The 16,040-nt window shown below is 55.2% G+C and carries 16 protein-coding genes; 10 read left to right on the top strand and 6 right to left on the bottom strand.

The features are described 5' to 3' along the window. Window positions 1-47: 47 nt before the first annotated feature. A complete protein-coding gene (locus GSF01_RS16585; protein ID WP_159885929.1) occupies window positions 48-1,427 on the top strand; it encodes an S-layer homology domain-containing protein in 1,380 nt (459 codons plus the stop codon). Between the two features lie 154 nt (window positions 1,428-1,581). Here the strand turns inward: GSF01_RS16585 and GSF01_RS16580 are convergent, their stop codons facing one another. Beyond that, window positions 1,582-1,992 (bottom strand): DUF2621 family protein, encoded by a 411-nt coding sequence (locus GSF01_RS16580; protein ID WP_159886021.1) that lies wholly within the window; start codon window positions 1,990-1,992, stop codon window positions 1,582-1,584. Window positions 1,993-2,186: 194 nt separating this feature from the next. Between GSF01_RS16580 and GSF01_RS16575 the strand changes: the two genes are divergently transcribed. Together GSF01_RS16575 and purU are read left to right on the top strand one after the other, a co-directional pair. Continuing rightward, on the top strand, window positions 2,187-3,314 hold the full coding sequence (locus tag GSF01_RS16575; protein WP_159885927.1) for a deoxyribonuclease IV: 1,128 nt from the start codon (window positions 2,187-2,189) through the stop codon (window positions 3,312-3,314). A gap of 112 nt (window positions 3,315-3,426) precedes the next feature. Continuing rightward, window positions 3,427-4,323 carry a formyltetrahydrofolate deformylase gene (gene purU, locus GSF01_RS16570; RefSeq protein WP_159885925.1) on the top strand — a complete coding sequence of 299 codons (897 nt, stop codon included), beginning with the start codon at window positions 3,427-3,429 and terminating at the stop codon, window positions 4,321-4,323. 114 nt (window positions 4,324-4,437) lie between these two features. Here the strand turns inward: purU and GSF01_RS16565 are convergent, their stop codons facing one another. After that, window positions 4,438-5,583 carry a GGDEF domain-containing protein gene (locus GSF01_RS16565; protein WP_159885923.1) on the bottom strand — a complete coding sequence of 382 codons (1,146 nt, stop codon included), beginning with the start codon at window positions 5,581-5,583 and terminating at the stop codon, window positions 4,438-4,440. A gap of 271 nt (window positions 5,584-5,854) precedes the next feature. Here GSF01_RS16565 and tkt point away from each other — a divergent pair, with 271 nt between their 5' ends. Together tkt and ppnP are read left to right on the top strand one after the other, a co-directional pair. Further along, window positions 5,855-7,858 (top strand): transketolase, encoded by a 2,004-nt coding sequence (gene tkt / locus GSF01_RS16560; RefSeq protein ID WP_159885921.1) that lies wholly within the window; start codon window positions 5,855-5,857, stop codon window positions 7,856-7,858. Between the two features lie 18 nt (window positions 7,859-7,876). Then, complete coding sequence (gene ppnP / locus GSF01_RS16555) at window positions 7,877-8,194, top strand: pyrimidine/purine nucleoside phosphorylase (RefSeq protein ID WP_159885919.1); 318 nt, start codon at window positions 7,877-7,879, stop codon at window positions 8,192-8,194. Window positions 8,195-8,303: 109 nt separating this feature from the next. Here ppnP and GSF01_RS16550 read toward each other — a convergent pair whose 3' ends face one another. Beyond that, a complete protein-coding gene (locus tag GSF01_RS16550; protein WP_328803691.1) occupies window positions 8,304-9,581 on the bottom strand; it encodes an NAD(P)-binding domain-containing protein in 1,278 nt (425 codons plus the stop codon). 138 nt (window positions 9,582-9,719) lie between these two features. Here GSF01_RS16550 and GSF01_RS16545 point away from each other — a divergent pair, with 138 nt between their 5' ends. The 3 genes from GSF01_RS16545 (at window position 9,720) to GSF01_RS16535 (ending at window position 12,513) form a co-directional block, all read left to right on the top strand. Beyond that, a complete protein-coding gene (locus GSF01_RS16545; RefSeq protein ID WP_159885915.1) occupies window positions 9,720-11,075 on the top strand; it encodes a glucose-6-phosphate isomerase in 1,356 nt (451 codons plus the stop codon). Between the two features lie 130 nt (window positions 11,076-11,205). Then, window positions 11,206-11,847, top strand: a complete 642-nt coding sequence (locus GSF01_RS16540; protein ID WP_159885913.1) for a YigZ family protein — start codon at window positions 11,206-11,208, stop codon at window positions 11,845-11,847. Between the two features lie 78 nt (window positions 11,848-11,925). After that, entirely contained in the window at window positions 11,926-12,513 is a 588-nt protein-coding gene (locus GSF01_RS16535; protein WP_159885911.1) for a TetR/AcrR family transcriptional regulator, read from the top strand. A 93-nt stretch (window positions 12,514-12,606) separates the two neighbouring features. Here the strand turns inward: GSF01_RS16535 and GSF01_RS16530 are convergent, their stop codons facing one another. Continuing rightward, window positions 12,607-13,008: a secondary thiamine-phosphate synthase enzyme YjbQ gene (locus GSF01_RS16530; RefSeq protein ID WP_159885910.1), complete on the bottom strand. Its 402-nt coding sequence runs from the start codon at window positions 13,006-13,008 to the stop codon at window positions 12,607-12,609. Between the two features lie 106 nt (window positions 13,009-13,114). Here GSF01_RS16530 and GSF01_RS16525 point away from each other — a divergent pair, with 106 nt between their 5' ends. Both GSF01_RS16525 and GSF01_RS16520 read left to right on the top strand, forming a co-directional pair. Continuing rightward, on the top strand, window positions 13,115-13,336 hold the full coding sequence (locus tag GSF01_RS16525; protein WP_159885909.1) for a DUF1128 domain-containing protein: 222 nt from the start codon (window positions 13,115-13,117) through the stop codon (window positions 13,334-13,336). A gap of 278 nt (window positions 13,337-13,614) precedes the next feature. Further along, window positions 13,615-13,890, top strand: coding sequence for a 50S ribosomal protein L33 (locus tag GSF01_RS16520; protein ID WP_159885908.1), 276 nt, complete (start codon window positions 13,615-13,617; stop codon window positions 13,888-13,890). 98 nt (window positions 13,891-13,988) lie between these two features. Here the strand turns inward: GSF01_RS16520 and GSF01_RS16515 are convergent, their stop codons facing one another. Both GSF01_RS16515 and msrA read right to left on the bottom strand, forming a co-directional pair. After that, window positions 13,989-14,951, bottom strand: coding sequence for an alpha/beta hydrolase (locus GSF01_RS16515; protein WP_159885907.1), 963 nt, complete (start codon window positions 14,949-14,951; stop codon window positions 13,989-13,991). Between the two features lie 46 nt (window positions 14,952-14,997). Then, complete coding sequence (msrA, locus tag GSF01_RS16510) at window positions 14,998-15,960, bottom strand: peptide-methionine (S)-S-oxide reductase MsrA (protein WP_159885906.1); 963 nt, start codon at window positions 15,958-15,960, stop codon at window positions 14,998-15,000. Between the last annotated feature and the right edge of the window lie 80 nt (window positions 15,961-16,040).

Genomic DNA, 16,040 nt, shown 5'->3' with positions numbered 1-16,040 from the left:
GCCGTTCCTTCCGATAAAATAAGAAGAGACGGGAGGTAGAATGAATTATGGACAAGACGCCACCAAAGTGGCTCCGCCGCATCGCGTTGGCTTTGACGGTCGCCGTAGGATGTTCCGCCCTTGCGGTCCAGCCGCAGCCGGTTCAGGCTGCAAGCCGCTACAGCGACGTTACCTCGAGCTATGTATGGGCCATCAACTCCATAGAACTGATGACCAGCAAACAAATCATAACCGGTTACCCCGACGGACTGTTCCGTCCGGACCAAGCCATCAGCAAGGCCGAATGGTCGGCCATGGTATTCCGGTTATTCGATACATATCGGCCTAACCTGAAGGCGACGGAATTGAACAAGATCGGGTACTTTGCCGATGTGCCTACCGATCATTGGGCATATAAGCCCATTAGCGATCTATACGATGCATCTTTCCGCATCGGAGGCTTCGGAGTGAATGAGCAAGGACAGCTGGCCTTCAATCCGGACCGGCCGCTCACTAGATTGGAGCTGGCGCAGATTCTATATGCCATGTTCGGGGGCAAGCTGGCCGGCGGCGACCGTCTGAGCGCGAACGATGCATGCGCGGCCCTGCTGCAATTCAAGGATATGCCCTCCAGCCTGCTGGAGGACGAATCGGCCTACTGGTTCGCCAAGTCAGACGGGCGTTACGATGCCAGCGGCTGGATGCGTGCGGACGATGAGATTGTCTACAAAACGCTGATGATCGGCAAGGGAGCAAGCGACTGCAAGCTGGGAGACGACCTGCTGTCCAATGTGCAGGCCAAGGGACTGGCGGGACTGAAAGCGAACGGCATCATGTCGCCGACCGATAATGGACGGTTCCGTCCCAGGGATCCGGTTACCCGTGCGGAAGCCGTCGTGATCCTGGACCGGATCTACCACTACCTGAAAACGGAGAAATGGCTTTCCTTATATTCGACCGTTGAGCTGGAAGCGAAGACCGGAACAAACTCGGGCTCGGGCGGGGGCTCGGCATCCGGAGGAAACGGGTCTCCAATCCCCAATGCCTCGGGCGGGATCCTGAATCCTTCCGTCGAGCAGCCGGGTTCACGGGAGTGGTCGGATAAATCCGTCATTTACGTCCGGGATTACTTTGACGACTTGGGCGTGTTGACCAAAAATGTGGCGACCCACGGTGATCTTGAAGCCGCCGTGCAGCCTCAGGGCAGCAGGTACCTGACGGTTGATTTCACCGCGAAGGAAGGCATCGATCTGTATATCGTGGTGGACGGCAAAATCTCCTTCGTGAAGAAGGAGGAATTCCCCGTGACGCTGTCCGTCGGCGGCGTATCGCTTGTCGGCTTCCGGTCGCAAGTGCGCGAGCCGGAACTCAAAACTCATGGTAATTACAACGTGACGTTATCGGTTAAATGGTCGGATCAAATGCCGGAGACCAAGAAGAAGAAATAAAGGGCCGTACACGAAGAAAGGCTTCCCAACCCGTAAAGCGGAAGGGAAGCCTTTTGCTCTCCAGCCGGCTCGGCTGCCAGCGGTAATCCGTTAGCGGCCGGGTACGGCAACGGCATGCTGCTGGATCATCCAGCTGCAGAACAGGACTTTGCCGTTAGTTCAAAAGATGCTTGTATTGCGTATAATCGATTTGCTTCTTGTCTAGGTAGACGATCAAGCTCTTGTAGTCCCGCTTCGGAGTCGCCAGAATATATCCCTTAATGCAGAGATCCTGCGTCACGGCAGGGGCCTTCTCCTCAAGCGCGAGCTGGCCGATGCGGGCCGCGATGGAATGCTTGGCAATATCCCGGAACGGCGTGGGAACCGGCTCGACGAGCACATCCAGGAACGCCTTGGCTTCATCGGTCCACAGGTGCCGGGAAGCCTCCACATAATGGTTTTGCCAGTCCAGCTTGGACTTGCCGTCTGCCATGGGCAGTACCTTGAAGAACTTGCGGAACATAAAGTAGCCGCCTACCGACATGGAGAAGAGCAGTACGAAAACCCAAAAAAGAATAAACCACATAAACCCCGGAGGCGGGGCGCTGCTGCTCAGGTATGGTATCACATTGGTCACCTCGCCCTCATTATACCTCAATTTGGTTGTTAGGAAAATGCATGAAAGGAAAAGGGAAATTCCTTTTCTAGATTTCTTGCAGCTTTCCTAGTAAACTATAGGAAGCTGCGCACGAAATACCTGTTAAGGGAGTGAAGGACGACATGGTCAAAATTGGCTCACATGTATCGTTTTCAGATAAAGGGCTGCTGAATGCAGCTAATGAAGCCGTCAGTTACGGCTCAGGTACGTTCATGATCTATACCGGCGCACCGCAGAATACACGGCGCAAGCCGATCGCCGACCAATACATCGATGAGGGTAAGGCGGTCATGGAGGAGCATGGGATCGGCGAGATTATCGTGCATGCTCCGTACATTATCAATCTAGGTTCCTATAAAGAGGATACGTACGAGCTGGCGGTTCGCTTCCTGCAGGATGAGATCCGGCGCACGGACTATCTCGGCGTTAAGCAGATTGTGCTCCATCCGGGCGCTTATACGGATAAGGATGCCGAGTTCGGCATCAACCGCATTGCCGAGGGACTCAATGAGGTGCTTGAAGGCGTAAAGGATACGAATGTTCATATCGCGCTGGAGACGATGGCAGGCAAGGGCACGGAAATCGGGCGCAGCTTCGAGGAGCTCGCCGCCATTATCGAGAAGGTCGGGCGCAACGACAAGCTGACGGTTTGTCTGGATACCTGCCATATCCATGATGCCGGTTATGACATCGTAAACGATCTGGACGGCGTATTGGAGCAGTTCGACCGTACCGTAGGCTTGAACCGGCTGGCTGTCGTTCACTTGAATGACAGCAAGAACCCGCGGGGTGGAGCGAAGGACCGCCATGCTCCTATCGGAGCGGGCTGGCTCGGCTTCAAGACCATGTACAACCTGGTCCACCACGAGAAGCTGCAGCATCTTCCGTTTATTCTGGAAACGCCCTGGATCGGCAAGGAATCGACGTCGCAGCGGCCGATGTATGAAGTGGAGATCGCGCTGCTTGGGGACAAGGCGCAGCAGCGCTTCGGGGAAGGCTTCCTCACCGACGTAGAGAAGCTGTCGCATTTCTTCAAGAAGCAGGAACTGGACCCCCGGGCGTTTGTACTGACGACGTGGGAGCTGCTCAAGAGCGATCCGAAGGCGAAGAAGGCTGACGGGCGCGAGCCGATGGAACGGCTGTATGACCTGATCGCCGCCGAGGATCTGTTTCCTCATCTGAGCGAGGAGCAGGTGAACCATCGTTTGACCGCCTGGTTCGCCGGCGAGCATGTGTTTGCCGCGGTCTAAATTGCCTGTTGCAGCGGGTTGTCCCGCCTGTTCGTAAACGGAGCAAGCAACGGGATGCAGGTATAGAAGCGAACGGCCATAGAGGTGTCGGATAAAGGAGAAGTGTAGCTACATGGTTCCCAACAAAATCACTAAAACTAAAAGCAATTCCCTGATCAATCGTGCGCGGATGCTTGTCTCATGTCCCGACCAGCCGGGGATCGTCGCCACGGTTTCGCGGTTTTTGTTTGACTACGGCGCGAATATCATTCAGTCCGATCAGTATACGATGGAGCCTTCCGAAGGCGGCTTGTTTTTCATTCGCATCGAGTTCGATCTCGAGAATCTCGACGCCCGCCGTCAGCAGCTGAAGGCGGACTTCGCGAAGATAGCCGAACAGTTCTCGATGGAGTGGAGCATTACGCGCGCCAGCCGCAAGAAGCGCCTGGCGATCTTCGTCTCCAAGGAGGACCACTGCCTGCTTGAGCTGCTGTGGCACTGGCAGTCGGGCGATCTGGATGCGGATATCGCGATGGTGATCAGCAATCATAACGAGATGCGGGAGCTTGTTGAGGCGCTCGGCATTCCATACCATCACATTCCGGTTACGGCGGACACGAAAGCCGAGGCGGAGCGACGCCAGCTGGAGCTGGTGGGGGATAACGTGGATGCGATTATTTTGGCGCGGTATATGCAGATCATCTCACCGAAGTTCATCGAGCATTTCCCTAACCGGATCATCAACATCCATCACTCCTTCCTGCCCGCATTCGTGGGCGGCAAGCCCTATGCTCAAGCGCATAATCGCGGGGTGAAGATCATCGGTGCCACCGCGCATTACGTGACGGAGGAGCTCGACGGCGGACCGATCATCGAGCAGGACGTTCAGCGCGTCAGCCATCGCGATCATGTAGACGACCTGAAGCGGATCGGGCGGCATATTGAGCGGACCGTGCTGGCCAAGGCGGTCAACTGGCATGTGGAGGATCGCGTGATCGTCCATCAGAACAAGACGGTTGTATTTAACTAGTTAACCGGCGACCTCTCGCAGAGGACAGCAAAGGCCCCTCTCTTTCCATCGGGAAGAAAGGGGCCTTTTGAGAATTTCCTTTCCCTTCGGGACGCTCCGGCCTGAAGCGTTTACCTACTCGGCGGCCTCCTGAGCCAGGAAGCTCCGGGTGGATGACAAAGCAGATTCCCCCGGAATGGAGTGAATGACCGTTTTATTTTTGCCGGAACGCTTGGCCGCATAGAGGGAGGCATCCGCGCCCTTAAAGAGCGCTTCTTTCCCTTTTCCTTTTCGATATTCCTGAAGTCCGATGCTGATGGTGGCCGACTTGGAGTCAAGCTCGGGATGGGCGGTCATGAACAGCCGCTGGCGGATGAGCTCGGATAGCCGGTAAGCCTCCTCAAGCGTTTTCTCCGTGAAGATAACGGCAAACTCCTCGCCTCCGTAACGAGCCACGAAATCATTCGGCGTCACGGTTTCCTTAATAATGGCGGCTACGCGCACAAGGATGATATCGCCGACCCAATGGCCGTAGGTATCATTGATACGCTTGAAGTTGTCGATATCGAGAATGGCCAGCTGCAGAGACAGCTCATTAAGCTCGTTTTGTTCGATTAGCTTCTCGAGATATTCATGGAAGGTTTTGTGATTGTACAGATCGGTAAGCGCATCCATCTTGGAGAGCGTATCCATAATGATGGTTTTGACCAGCAGCTCCTGCTTGGCTTCTGTAGCGTGCTTGAGATTGTTCAGCAATTCAATGCCGCTGGCCGCCATGGACAGGGCAATGGCCGCTGCGCCCGTGTACAGGAACAGGATTCCGATCATATGAATGGGCTGCATTGTCAAGCGCAGCGAGGGACTGAAGAGATACAGAAGGGCGAAGCAGAGCAGCACGAGAGCGAATGCGCCGGCAATGCGTTTCTTATTGAAGGTCATGATGGATGTCAAAATGGGAAAAATGAAGGTGGCGGGCACGATGCCGATCGTAGGATTCATCAGGATGATGGAGGAGGCATAGATAATCCCCATCAGGATGAGCAGCCAATCGCTCTGTAGGTTGCGGCGGCAGTAAAGCAGATCGACAAGCCCGGTTGCCGCTGATAGAAGGAGCATTTGCCCGATCAGCGACGGCAGAATATCGGCCAGACTTGCCTGAACTAGCAGACGTTGGATCGCGAATTCCAGGAGGACCGTCAGCGGGATGGTCAGCCAGTACAAATTAAGCATCTTACGATAGGTCTGGCGAGTATTGGCCAGCTCTAGCAGCATGTGATTCATTGATCGACTCCCCGTCTTTATTTTTAGTGCTAATGGCACATGTTTTCTTGGAAAATATCCCAAACCTAGTTCTAATTCTCTAATTCGACAGGCAAGTCCTAAATCCTTTGCGTTTGTTTATTATTTTTGTGCGGAAGCATGCGCATGGATTGGATATGGCAAACTGTATGAGAGAATGGTACAATAAAGGATATTTTGGAATGCCTGCTTTATCACTTCGCAGTAGGAAAATGAAGCAACCATCACTATTGAATGAATTGGGAGGATACTCATGACGTTGTCTAACAAAACGATCGACCAATTGTCGGTAGATACGATCCGTACGCTATCCATCGATGCCGTAGAGAAAGCGAAATCCGGCCATCCGGGCATGCCGATGGGGGCCGCTCCGATGGGCTATGAGCTGTTCGCCAAGCTGATGAAGCACAATCCGGATGCTCCGAACTGGGTCAACCGCGACCGCTTCGTGCTATCCGCGGGCCATGGCTCGATGCTGTTATACAGCCTGCTCCATCTATCCGGCTACGATCTTTCGATGGACGAGCTCAAAAACTTCCGCCAATGGGGCAGCAAGACGCCTGGACACCCTGAAGTCGGACATACGCCCGGCGTAGATGCGACGACCGGCCCGCTCGGACAAGGACTCGGTATGGCGGTAGGGATGGCCATGGCCGAGGCTCATCTGGGAGCCGTCTACAACCGCGACAACTTCCCGATCATCGACCACTATACTTATGCGATTTGCGGAGATGGCGATCTGATGGAGGGGCTTTCCTCCGAGGCCGCTTCCCTGGCCGGACATTTGAAGCTGGGCAAGCTGATCGTGCTGTACGATTCCAATGATATTTCCCTGGACGGCGAGCTGAACCTGTCCTTCTCCGAGAACGTCATGCAGCGTTTCGAAGGATACGGCTGGCAAGTGCTTCGCGTCGAAGAGGGCAATGACCTTGAAGCGATCCACCAAGCGGTGCTCGAGGCGCAAGCGGATTTCCGTCCGACGCTGATCGAGGTGAAGACGGTTATTGGCTTCGGCAGTCCGAACAAAGCGGGCAAGGGCGGTAGTGTAGGTCCGCACGGCTCTCCGCTCGGCATCGACGAGATCGTATTAACGAAGCGGGTATACGGCTGGGATGAGAATCAGCATTTCTTTGTACCTGAGCCGGTTCAAGCGCATTTTGCCGATATCAAGCGCCGCAATATCGACCGTTACGAGTCCTGGAACAAGCTGGTCAAGGCTTACGGCGAGGCTCATCCGGAGCTGGCGAAACAGTTCGAAACCGCTCTGAGCGGCGATCTGCCGGAGGGCTGGGATTCCTTGATTCCCGCAGAGGTACCGGCTGACAAGGGCACGCGTACGGCTTCGGGCATCGTGCTGAATGCCATCGCTCAACAGGTGCCTTCGCTGGTAGGCGGATCGGCGGACCTGGAATCGTCCACGATGACGCATATGAAGAGTCTGGGCGTACTCACAGCCAAGGACTACAGCGGACGCAATATTTACTACGGCGTGCGCGAGTTCGGGATGGGCGCGGCTGTGAACGGTATGCTGCTGCATGGCGGGCTGAAGGTGTTCGGCGGCACGTTCTTCGTATTCTCCGATTACCTGCGTCCAGCCATTCGTCTGGCGTCCATCATGGATGTGCCTGCGATCTATGTGTTTACGCACGACAGCATCGGCGTCGGCGAAGACGGCCCTACGCATGAGCCGATCGAGCAGCTGGCGGCGCTTCGCGTTATTCCAGGGGTTACGGTGATCCGTCCTGCTGACGGTACGGAGACCATCGGGGCATGGCGCTATGCGGTAGCCAACAAAAAAGGTCCGGTCGCTCTGATCTTCTCCCGTCAAGCGGCAGCTGCGCTGCCAGGCTCCGTGCAAGGCGAAGTGGAGCGCGGCGCGTATGTGATCGCCGATGCGGCGGACGGCAAGCCGCAGGCGCAGATCATCGCTACAGGCACTGAGGTGCAGCTGGCGGTAGAAGCACACAAGAAGCTGGCCCAGGAAGGCATTGCTTCCCGCGTGATCAGCATGCCGAGCTGGGAGCTGTTTGACCGCCAGGATCAGGCCTACAAGGATTTGGTTATTCTGCCTGAGGTAAAAGCTCGCCTCGCTGTTGAGATGGGGCATCCATTTGGCTGGGACCGCTATGTCGGCGATCAGGGCAGCGTGCTCGGTATCGACAAATTCGGCGCTTCGGCTCCAGGACCTATTGTGATCCGCGAATACGGCTTTACGGTAGACAATGTAGTGGCCCGCGTCAAACAATTGTTGAAGTAAAAGGAGAAGCGAGTCCGCATGTCCCAATTCGATCAAGTAAGCGTTCTGACCAAGGCCAATATATATTTTGACGGAAAAGTAACAAGCCGTACGGTGCTATTCGCCGACGGTACCAAAAAAACGCTCGGCATCATGCTGCCGGGCGAGTATGAATTCGGTACGGATGTTAAGGAAGTTATGGAGATTCAGGCAGGCGAGCTGAAGGTGCTGCTGCCTGGATCAAGCGAGTGGCTGGAGATCAGAGGTACGGGAGAGTTTACCGTGCCGAAGGGCGAAAAGTTCAAGCTGGAGGTCCTCACGGCGACGGATTATATTTGCTCGTATATCCACGAATAAGCCGCGGAATAGCTGCTTGAACCAAATCCCGACAAACCCCGCCCGCTCTTTTGTCTGTGCAAACAGAAGGAGCCGGGCGGGGTTTCCGCTATCAACAGGCAGGGGGCGTTTACTCCGACTTGATTCGGATATATTCTTCGATCTGCAGGCGCACATGTGGGGACAGACCGGACAGCATGCAGCCGTAACGGAACTGTTCGCCTTCCTGATCGATCCGGATAATACGCGCCGTGACCGGCGGCAGACCGGATTCCCGCGGGAAGTGGATCACGATGAACATATCCTTGGCAAGCGGAGAGCCGCTGACGATGCGCATGCCGCTCTCGGACAGATCGACGAGCTTGCCCTCGAGAAGTTGGCCTGAGAAGGAGCCCTCCTGCTCCCACTGATAAACCGACATATGCAGCTGGATATCGAGCTGCAGACGAGCGTTGCGGCGGCGTTCCGCCGCTTGGACTTCCTCCTCCCGCCGGGGGGGTGGGGCTTCGCCGACCTGCAGCTTCATCCAATCCTCGTAGCATTGAATCACCGCGCTGAGATCCTGCTCGCCGAGCCCTTTGGCCTGCGCCATCAGGAAAATATCGGTGGCGCTGTGCAGCATCGGAGCGGGCAATTGGAATTGCTGTGCGGCGCGTCCCGCGAGGAGCAGGTCCTTCAGCATCCACTGGACGGAAAATTGATTGCTGAAGTCGCGGCTCAGAATCTTCGGACCCTTGAGCTCGGCTTGCTTGCTGGAGGCGGAGCCGGCCTTCACGACCTCAAGGAACTGATCGGCGGCGAGTCCGGCTTTGGCGGCGATGGACAGCCCTTCCATCAGGGCAAGCGCATGGATGCCCACCATCGTATTGTGGGCCAGCTTCGTATAAGAGCCGGCGCCTGAAGGACCCATGTACACGATTTTGCTGCCCATGGCCTGGAAGACGTCGCGCTGCTGTTCCAGCGTCTCTTCTTCGCCGCCGACCATGAATACGAGAGTGCCGCTTTCGGCGGCAGGCTTGCTCCCGGTCACCGGCGCATCGAGAAAATCAACCAGGTGAGAAGCGAACTCGTGGTACAGCCTGCGGCTGGTTTCGGGGGAAACGGTGCTGCAGTCGATTACCGTTAGTCCAGGTCGAAGGCCGTGTACGATCCCATGTTCGCCGAACGCCGCTTCGAGCACGACTTCATCCTTGCTGAGCATCATCACGATGACATCGGCTTCGCGGGCTGCATCCGAAGGGCTTGCAGCGGCCTTCGCGCCAAGCCGGACGAGCTCGTCCGCTTTCCCTGCGGTGCGGTTATACACAATGACTTCAAATCCTTTGTGAAGCAGGTTCGCGGCCATAGGCTTGCCCATGGTCCCGAGCCCGATAAATCCGATCGATTTCATGGCGATCCCTCCTGCCAATATTCTAGCATTTTGGCAGATACCTGTGAATGTTCACTTGCGTTTCGGAAGCAAGATAAAGTATGCTATGCATATGGAATTACGAAGATTTAACTTACATAGAGAACCTAAGGTTCGGAATCGGAGGAATGAAGACGCATGACAGCCAAGCTTCAATTCGATTACAGCAAGGCGCTTGATTTTGTAGGCAAACACGAGGTAGATTATTTGTCCGCAGCCGTAGCTGCCGCTCATGAGCAGCTCCATAACGGAACCGGCGCAGGCAGCGATTATCTGGGATGGATCGATCTCCCGGAGAACTACGACAAGGAAGAGTTCGCGCGGATTCAAGCCGCTGCGAGCCGCATTCAGGCGAGCTCGGACGCTTTGGTTGTGGTAGGGATCGGCGGCTCTTATCTGGGCGCGCGCGCAGCTCTCGAGATGCTGTCCCACAGCTTCTACAATCTGCTGCCTAAGGACAAGCGCAAAACTCCGGAAATTTACTTCGTCGGGCAAAATATCAGCTCCACCTATGTGACGCATCTGCTGCAGCAGCTCGAAGGCAAGGATATTTCCGTGAATGTGATCTCCAAGTCCGGGACGACGACGGAGCCGGCTATTGCGTTCCGTATTTTCCGCGAGCTGCTGGAGAAGAAGTACGGCAAGGAAGAAGCGCGCAAGCGTATTTACGCTACAACGGATAAGGCGAAGGGCGCGCTGAAGAAGCTGTCTGACGAGGAAGGCTACGAAACGTTCGTCATTCCCGACGATGTAGGCGGACGCTATTCTGTGCTGACAGCCGTAGGCTTGCTGCCGATCGCGACAGCGGGCATCGACATTGAAGCCATGATGCGGGGAGCGGCGGATGCGCGCCTGGCTTATGCAAGCCCGAACCTGGCGGAGAATGAAGCTTATCAATATGCAGCCGTACGTAATGCCCTGTACCGCAAAGGCAAGACGACGGAAATTCTGGTGAATTACGAGCCGTCGCTGCATTTTGTATCCGAATGGTGGAAGCAGCTTTTCGGAGAGAGCGAAGGCAAGGACAGCAAGGGCATTTTCCCGGCTGCTGTCGACTTCTCGACGGATCTTCATTCGATGGGACAGTTCATTCAGGAAGGCAACCGCAACCTGTTCGAAACGGTTATCCAAGTACGCGAGGTATCCGAGCACATTACGATCGGACACGATGCCCAGGACCTGGACGGATTGAACTTCCTGAGCGGCAAAACAATGGATTTCGTTAACAAAAAGGCATTCGAGGGTACGATGCTTGCACATGCTGACGGCGGAGTACCGAATCTGATTGTTACGCTTCCTGATATGAGCCCGTACACGTTTGGCTACATGGTCTATTTCTTTGAAAAAGCTTGCGGGCTCAGCGGCTATCTGCTTGGCGTCAATCCGTTTGATCAGCCGGGCGTAGAAGCGTATAAGAAAAACATGTTCGCTCTGCTGGGCAAGCCCGGCTATGAGCAAGAGAAAGCCGAATTGGAAGCCAGACTCGGCAAATAACAGAGTTAAGGCATCACCGGCAAAGAAGCGGTTTATCCTGCGGGATGATCGCTTTTTTTGCAATATTCCAAGCTCGTGTAAGGATATGGAATTTTATCCGATAACCGGTAAGAGAGGAGGGCGGCCCTGTATGCTGCCGCACTATCGAACGGTAAAGCGATCTGGCTCAGCGGAAATCGTAATCAAAAAGTCTCGGTTCATCGGCTTCGCGAGACCCGCTGCCAGCGAAGAAGAGGCTGTAGCTTTCATCGAGAGCATCAAGAAGGAGCATTGGTCCGCCACCCATAACTGCTCGGCATATATGATCGGAGAACGGGATGAGATTCAGAAGGCTTCCGATGATGGGGAACCGAGCGGGACGGCGGGGAAGCCGATCCTGGAGGTTATCAAAAACCAGGGGTTAAAAAACGTAGCAGTCGTCGTTACCCGCTATTTCGGCGGGATTATGCTGGGAGCGGGCGGCTTGATCCGGGCTTATACGGACGGAGCTGTGGCGGGCCTAGCGGCTGCGGAGCAGGTCTATAAGGTGCTGCATCGCGAGGTGAGAGTCAGTCTCGATTACACATGGCTGGGCAAGGTGGAGAACGAGCTGAGGAACCGAGGCACGCTGATGGGCGAGACTCAATTTACCGATAAGGTGACGCTACTTTGTTGGCCCTTGGAATCCGAAGCGGAAGCCTTCATGGAATGGATGACCGATATCACGCAAGGTCAGGGAACGATCGATAAGGGCGAGAGCCGCTATGTAGAGCATGCCGAGCTTCCTGTCTAAGGGAGCCGGCGGCTTTCTCTTATCCGCGAGGATCACTCTATTAAAATATGCAGGCTAGCTAAGAGGAGTTGGGGGCATTTGGCAAGAAAAGCAGTCGAGCAGGAGCTGAGCCGCGACCGGATCTTATCCGAAGCGCGCCAGTTGTTCGTCGAGCATGGCTATCATGCTTTAACGATGCGAAGCATCGCAAAAGCGATGGGCTACAGTCATGGAGCGCTATATTATCATTTTAAAGAAAAAGCCGAGTTATTCTATGCGCTGGTAACCGAGGATTTCAGAGATTTGCTGAACCGGCAGAGGGAGATGCTTCGCCGTACCCGTCTGGGTGACATGGCTCAGCTGGAGAAGCTGATGCTGGAATTCATCAAGTTCGGGCTGGAGAATCCGAATCATTACGAGATTATGTTTATGATCAAGGATCCGGAGCTGCAGCGCTATTCCCGAACGGAGCAGGCGCAATGTCTGGACTTATTCGCTACCGTCGTACGGTCAGTCGTGGCGCAGCAGGACAATAACGAAAGTAAAATGTACCATTTGCCATGGAGCTTGTTTATGTCCATGCACGGCTTTATTTCCTATAATATTCATTACAGTCAAAGCTTCAAGGATGTGAAGAAGCTAGCTGAACAACATGTCAAATATTTGTGCGAGGGGCTGCAGGGATAAGGAATCCGAAACCTCAACAGCCGAGACTTCTTTGCAGCCCCTTACTTTAACCCATTAAAGCTTAAACGCTGACACGCTTGTTCGCTTTTGTGCTTATCCGCGTATAAACTTTACTAAACAAGTTCGTTCCCTCGGTCCGTCAAATTCACATAAATAAATGCCCTGCCAGCGGCCAAGCACGAGACGAGAGCCGGCTACGAGAATCGTCTGCGAGGCGCCGACGGTCATCGTTTTCAGATGGGAGGCCGTGTTGCCCTCCGCATGGCGGTACTCGGGATGCTCCCACGGGTATACTTCATCCAATCGCAGCAGAACGTCATGCTTGACATCAGGGTCAGCATTTTCCTGGATGGTGATGCCGGCCGTCGTATGAGGCGAGTAAACCACAGCGATTCCATCCTCTAACTGCTCCTGCTTGAGTAAATCATGAACATGTCTCGTAATCTCGATCATTTCACTGCGATGGCTGGTCTGGATATGCAGCTTATGTATCATGGGGCATCCGTCCTTTCTTCTCGGAAACGTTTTTCTTTTACGGAGCGCCGATCCGCCAAACATGGTACAATAAGAATCAGTGCAAAAATGCTTGGGAGGGCCGAACATGGACTTGACGAAAAATACGTTGGAAAATACAGATTACATGATTGAAGAAATTAAAAAAAAGCTGCGCATGGCTTCGGGAGCGGCGCTTAAGGCTACCGCGCTGAATGACGAGCTTTATGAGGACCTTCGTGATATCTACAGTATGGTCGCTAGTAAAAATCAATTCAGTATCAGCGAAATTGAGGCTATAACCTCTGAGCTTGGGCGTCTGCGCCGGTAGGCATCTCCGGATGGCAGAGAGCGGGCGTGACGGGCAAGCAGCAGGACGGCGCATAAGGCGCGGTCCTTTTTGTCGTTGTCAGTCCTATAGAAGAGAACCGTGTCTGAGGTTGCGAATAACCAAAACACCCCGATGGAATCGGCAGGGGGCGTAAGCACAACTTGAGCTCCAAGGGGACGACCGTACAGGCGGAGCGGAAGCAGCCCCCGTACAATATACCGTTAACGCCAATTCGCCCGCGAATATGGCCTGACGATCCCAATTGGAGGTGGATGTGAATGCACAAGGCAATCCGCAAGCAAGAGGTCGCCAAGCTGGTCGGAAAATCCATTTATGCCGTGAACAAGGATGGTTCCGTCGTCCGCGGCAAGCTGGTCAAAGTCAGCGACGGCAAGCTGTATGTCTCAGTCCGCAGCAAAGGGAAATCGGTTCGGACATCGGCCGTTATCCCGCTCGTTCTTTTCGATCTGCTCGCCATTGGTACGCTGCCCTTTGCCGGGTTCGGGTTCGGAGCCCCCGGCTTTGGATTTGGCGGCTTCGGCGGCTTCTGGTAAGTCTTTATCACGGGTCATCGGCTCGAATTCCCTCTGCGATCCATTTCTCCCCCGGAGAAATGGATTTTTTTGTTCCTCCGGCGCAGGTCAGCCCGATCTCACTGAAGGGCCTGCTCGGGGGATGGGGTCATATGCTTGCCGATAAATTGCTCCATCGCCTGCCGGTACCCGTCCGTATCCGTCCGGTAAGCCATCCCGTGTCCGGCCCCGGGCACGATATACAGCTCCTTCTCGCTGGCGCAATTCTCGTATAACGCGTGCACCATGGCGAAAGGCACAAAGGTATCTCCGGTACCGTGGATAAACAAGATCGGCACCTTGGCGTGACGGACCTGGTTCACCGCCGACGCCTCTCTGAACGAGTACCCGGCAAGGAGCTTAGTCAAGAGACTGGTGCTGGACAAGAACGGAAAGCTCGGCAAATGATACATCCGCTTCAGCTGATAAGCCAGCTGATCCCGGACCGACGTATAGGCGCAATCGGAGATGACCGCCTTGACTTGCGGAGGGAGTGCTTCCCCGCTGGTCATCAGCACGGTTGCGCCGCCCATGGATATGCCGTGCAGGAGCACCTCGGTTTGCGGTCCGCTGCGCTGCAGCACGTAGTCTATCCATCGCAGCTGATCTTTGCGGTCCAGCCACCCGAAGCCAATGACAGGGCCTTCGCTTGCGCCGTGGCCCCGGTTATCCGGCATCAGCACGTGGAAGCCGAGCTGCTCGTGGTAAAATCTGGCGAAGGCGGCATTCTGCCGGGCATGCCCCGAATAGCCGTGCACCAGAATAGCCGTCGGGCTGGATGCCGCCGGTGCGGCGAGGTAGTAGGCTTGAAGCTGCAGGCCGTCATCCGATCGGATCGTTACCTGCTCCAGGGGCTGCGTATCCAGCCAATCGAGCGCCTCTGTGACCAGCGATGGCTCCTCCGTAAGGAGATCCCGGTTCCGGGCCAGAAAGCTTTTGTCGGTGCGGGCAATGGCGATGCGGTAGAAGTAAAAGCTGACAGCCAGGACGGCAAGCAGTATTACAGCGAAAACGATCGCAAGTGTGTAAGCCAAGGCGGCCACAGGTCCTTTCTCTCCTGGAGTTTAGGGTCATGCCGAAATTAGCGCTTTACTCAAACCAAGAAGCGTACCTGCCGTAGCCTTCCTTCTCCAACTCCTCCTTGGGAATGAAGCGCAGCGAGGCGGAGTTGATGCAATAACGCAGACCGCCCAGCTCACGGGGGCCGTCATTGAAGACATGACCCAGGTGGGAGTCGGCTTTGCGGCTGCGAACCTCGGTGCGGATCATAAAGTGGCTGTAGTCCTGCTTCTCTTCAATCAAGCCCTGAGAGAGCGGCTTAGAGAAGCTCGGCCAGCCGCAGCCGGAATCGAATTTATCCCTGGAGCTGAACAGCGGCTCGCCGGATACGATGTCCACGTACAAGCCCTCCTGGTGGTTGTCCCAGTACTCGTTGTGAAACGCCGGCTCGGTGCCGCTCTCCTGCGTAACCTTCCATTGCAGCGGCGTCAGCCTGTCCTTCAGCGCCTCTTTGTCCTTATCCGTGTTCCAATACTGCCGCAAGAAGTCGTCGCGTCCGGAGCCGCGGCGGTACATCTTGTAGCGCAAAGGATTTTTCTTATGGTAATCCTGATGATACTCTTCGGCGGGATAGAATACCTCAGCAGGCAAAATCGGTGTCACGATGGGCTGCTCGAACCGTCCGCTTTCCTGAAGCTGCTGCTTGGAAGCCTCGGCAATCGTACGCTGGGCCTCGGTATGGTAGAAAATAGCGGTACGGTAGGACGAGCCTCGGTCGCAGAACTGGCCCCCCGCATCGGTCGGATCGATCTGGCGCCAGTATAGGTCGAGCAGCTCTTCATAGGGAAACAGCTCGGGGTCGAATGTGATCTGTACCGCTTCGGTATGCCCCGTCGTGTCGGTGCATACTTCCTGGTAAGTAGGATTCTCGGTATGGCCGCCGGTATAGCCGGAGACGACGCTGACGATGCCGGGCATCTCCTCGAATGGCGTCACCATGCACCAGAAGCAGCCTCCTGCGAATGTAGCGAGTTCATGTTTGGATGGGGACACGCGCTTTCACCTCTTTAGGATGGGATAGGATGGATCTTCTTCCAGTATACCCGATTCTCAGGTCCGAGCAAAACGGCGCT

This window comes from Paenibacillus puerhi (genome assembly GCF_009846885.1).
GTDB classification, from domain to species: domain Bacteria; phylum Bacillota; class Bacilli; order Paenibacillales; family NBRC-103111; genus Paenibacillus_G; species Paenibacillus_G puerhi.
Note: the sequence above shows the minus strand (reverse complement) of the source record. Positions and strands in the feature narration are given on the sequence as shown.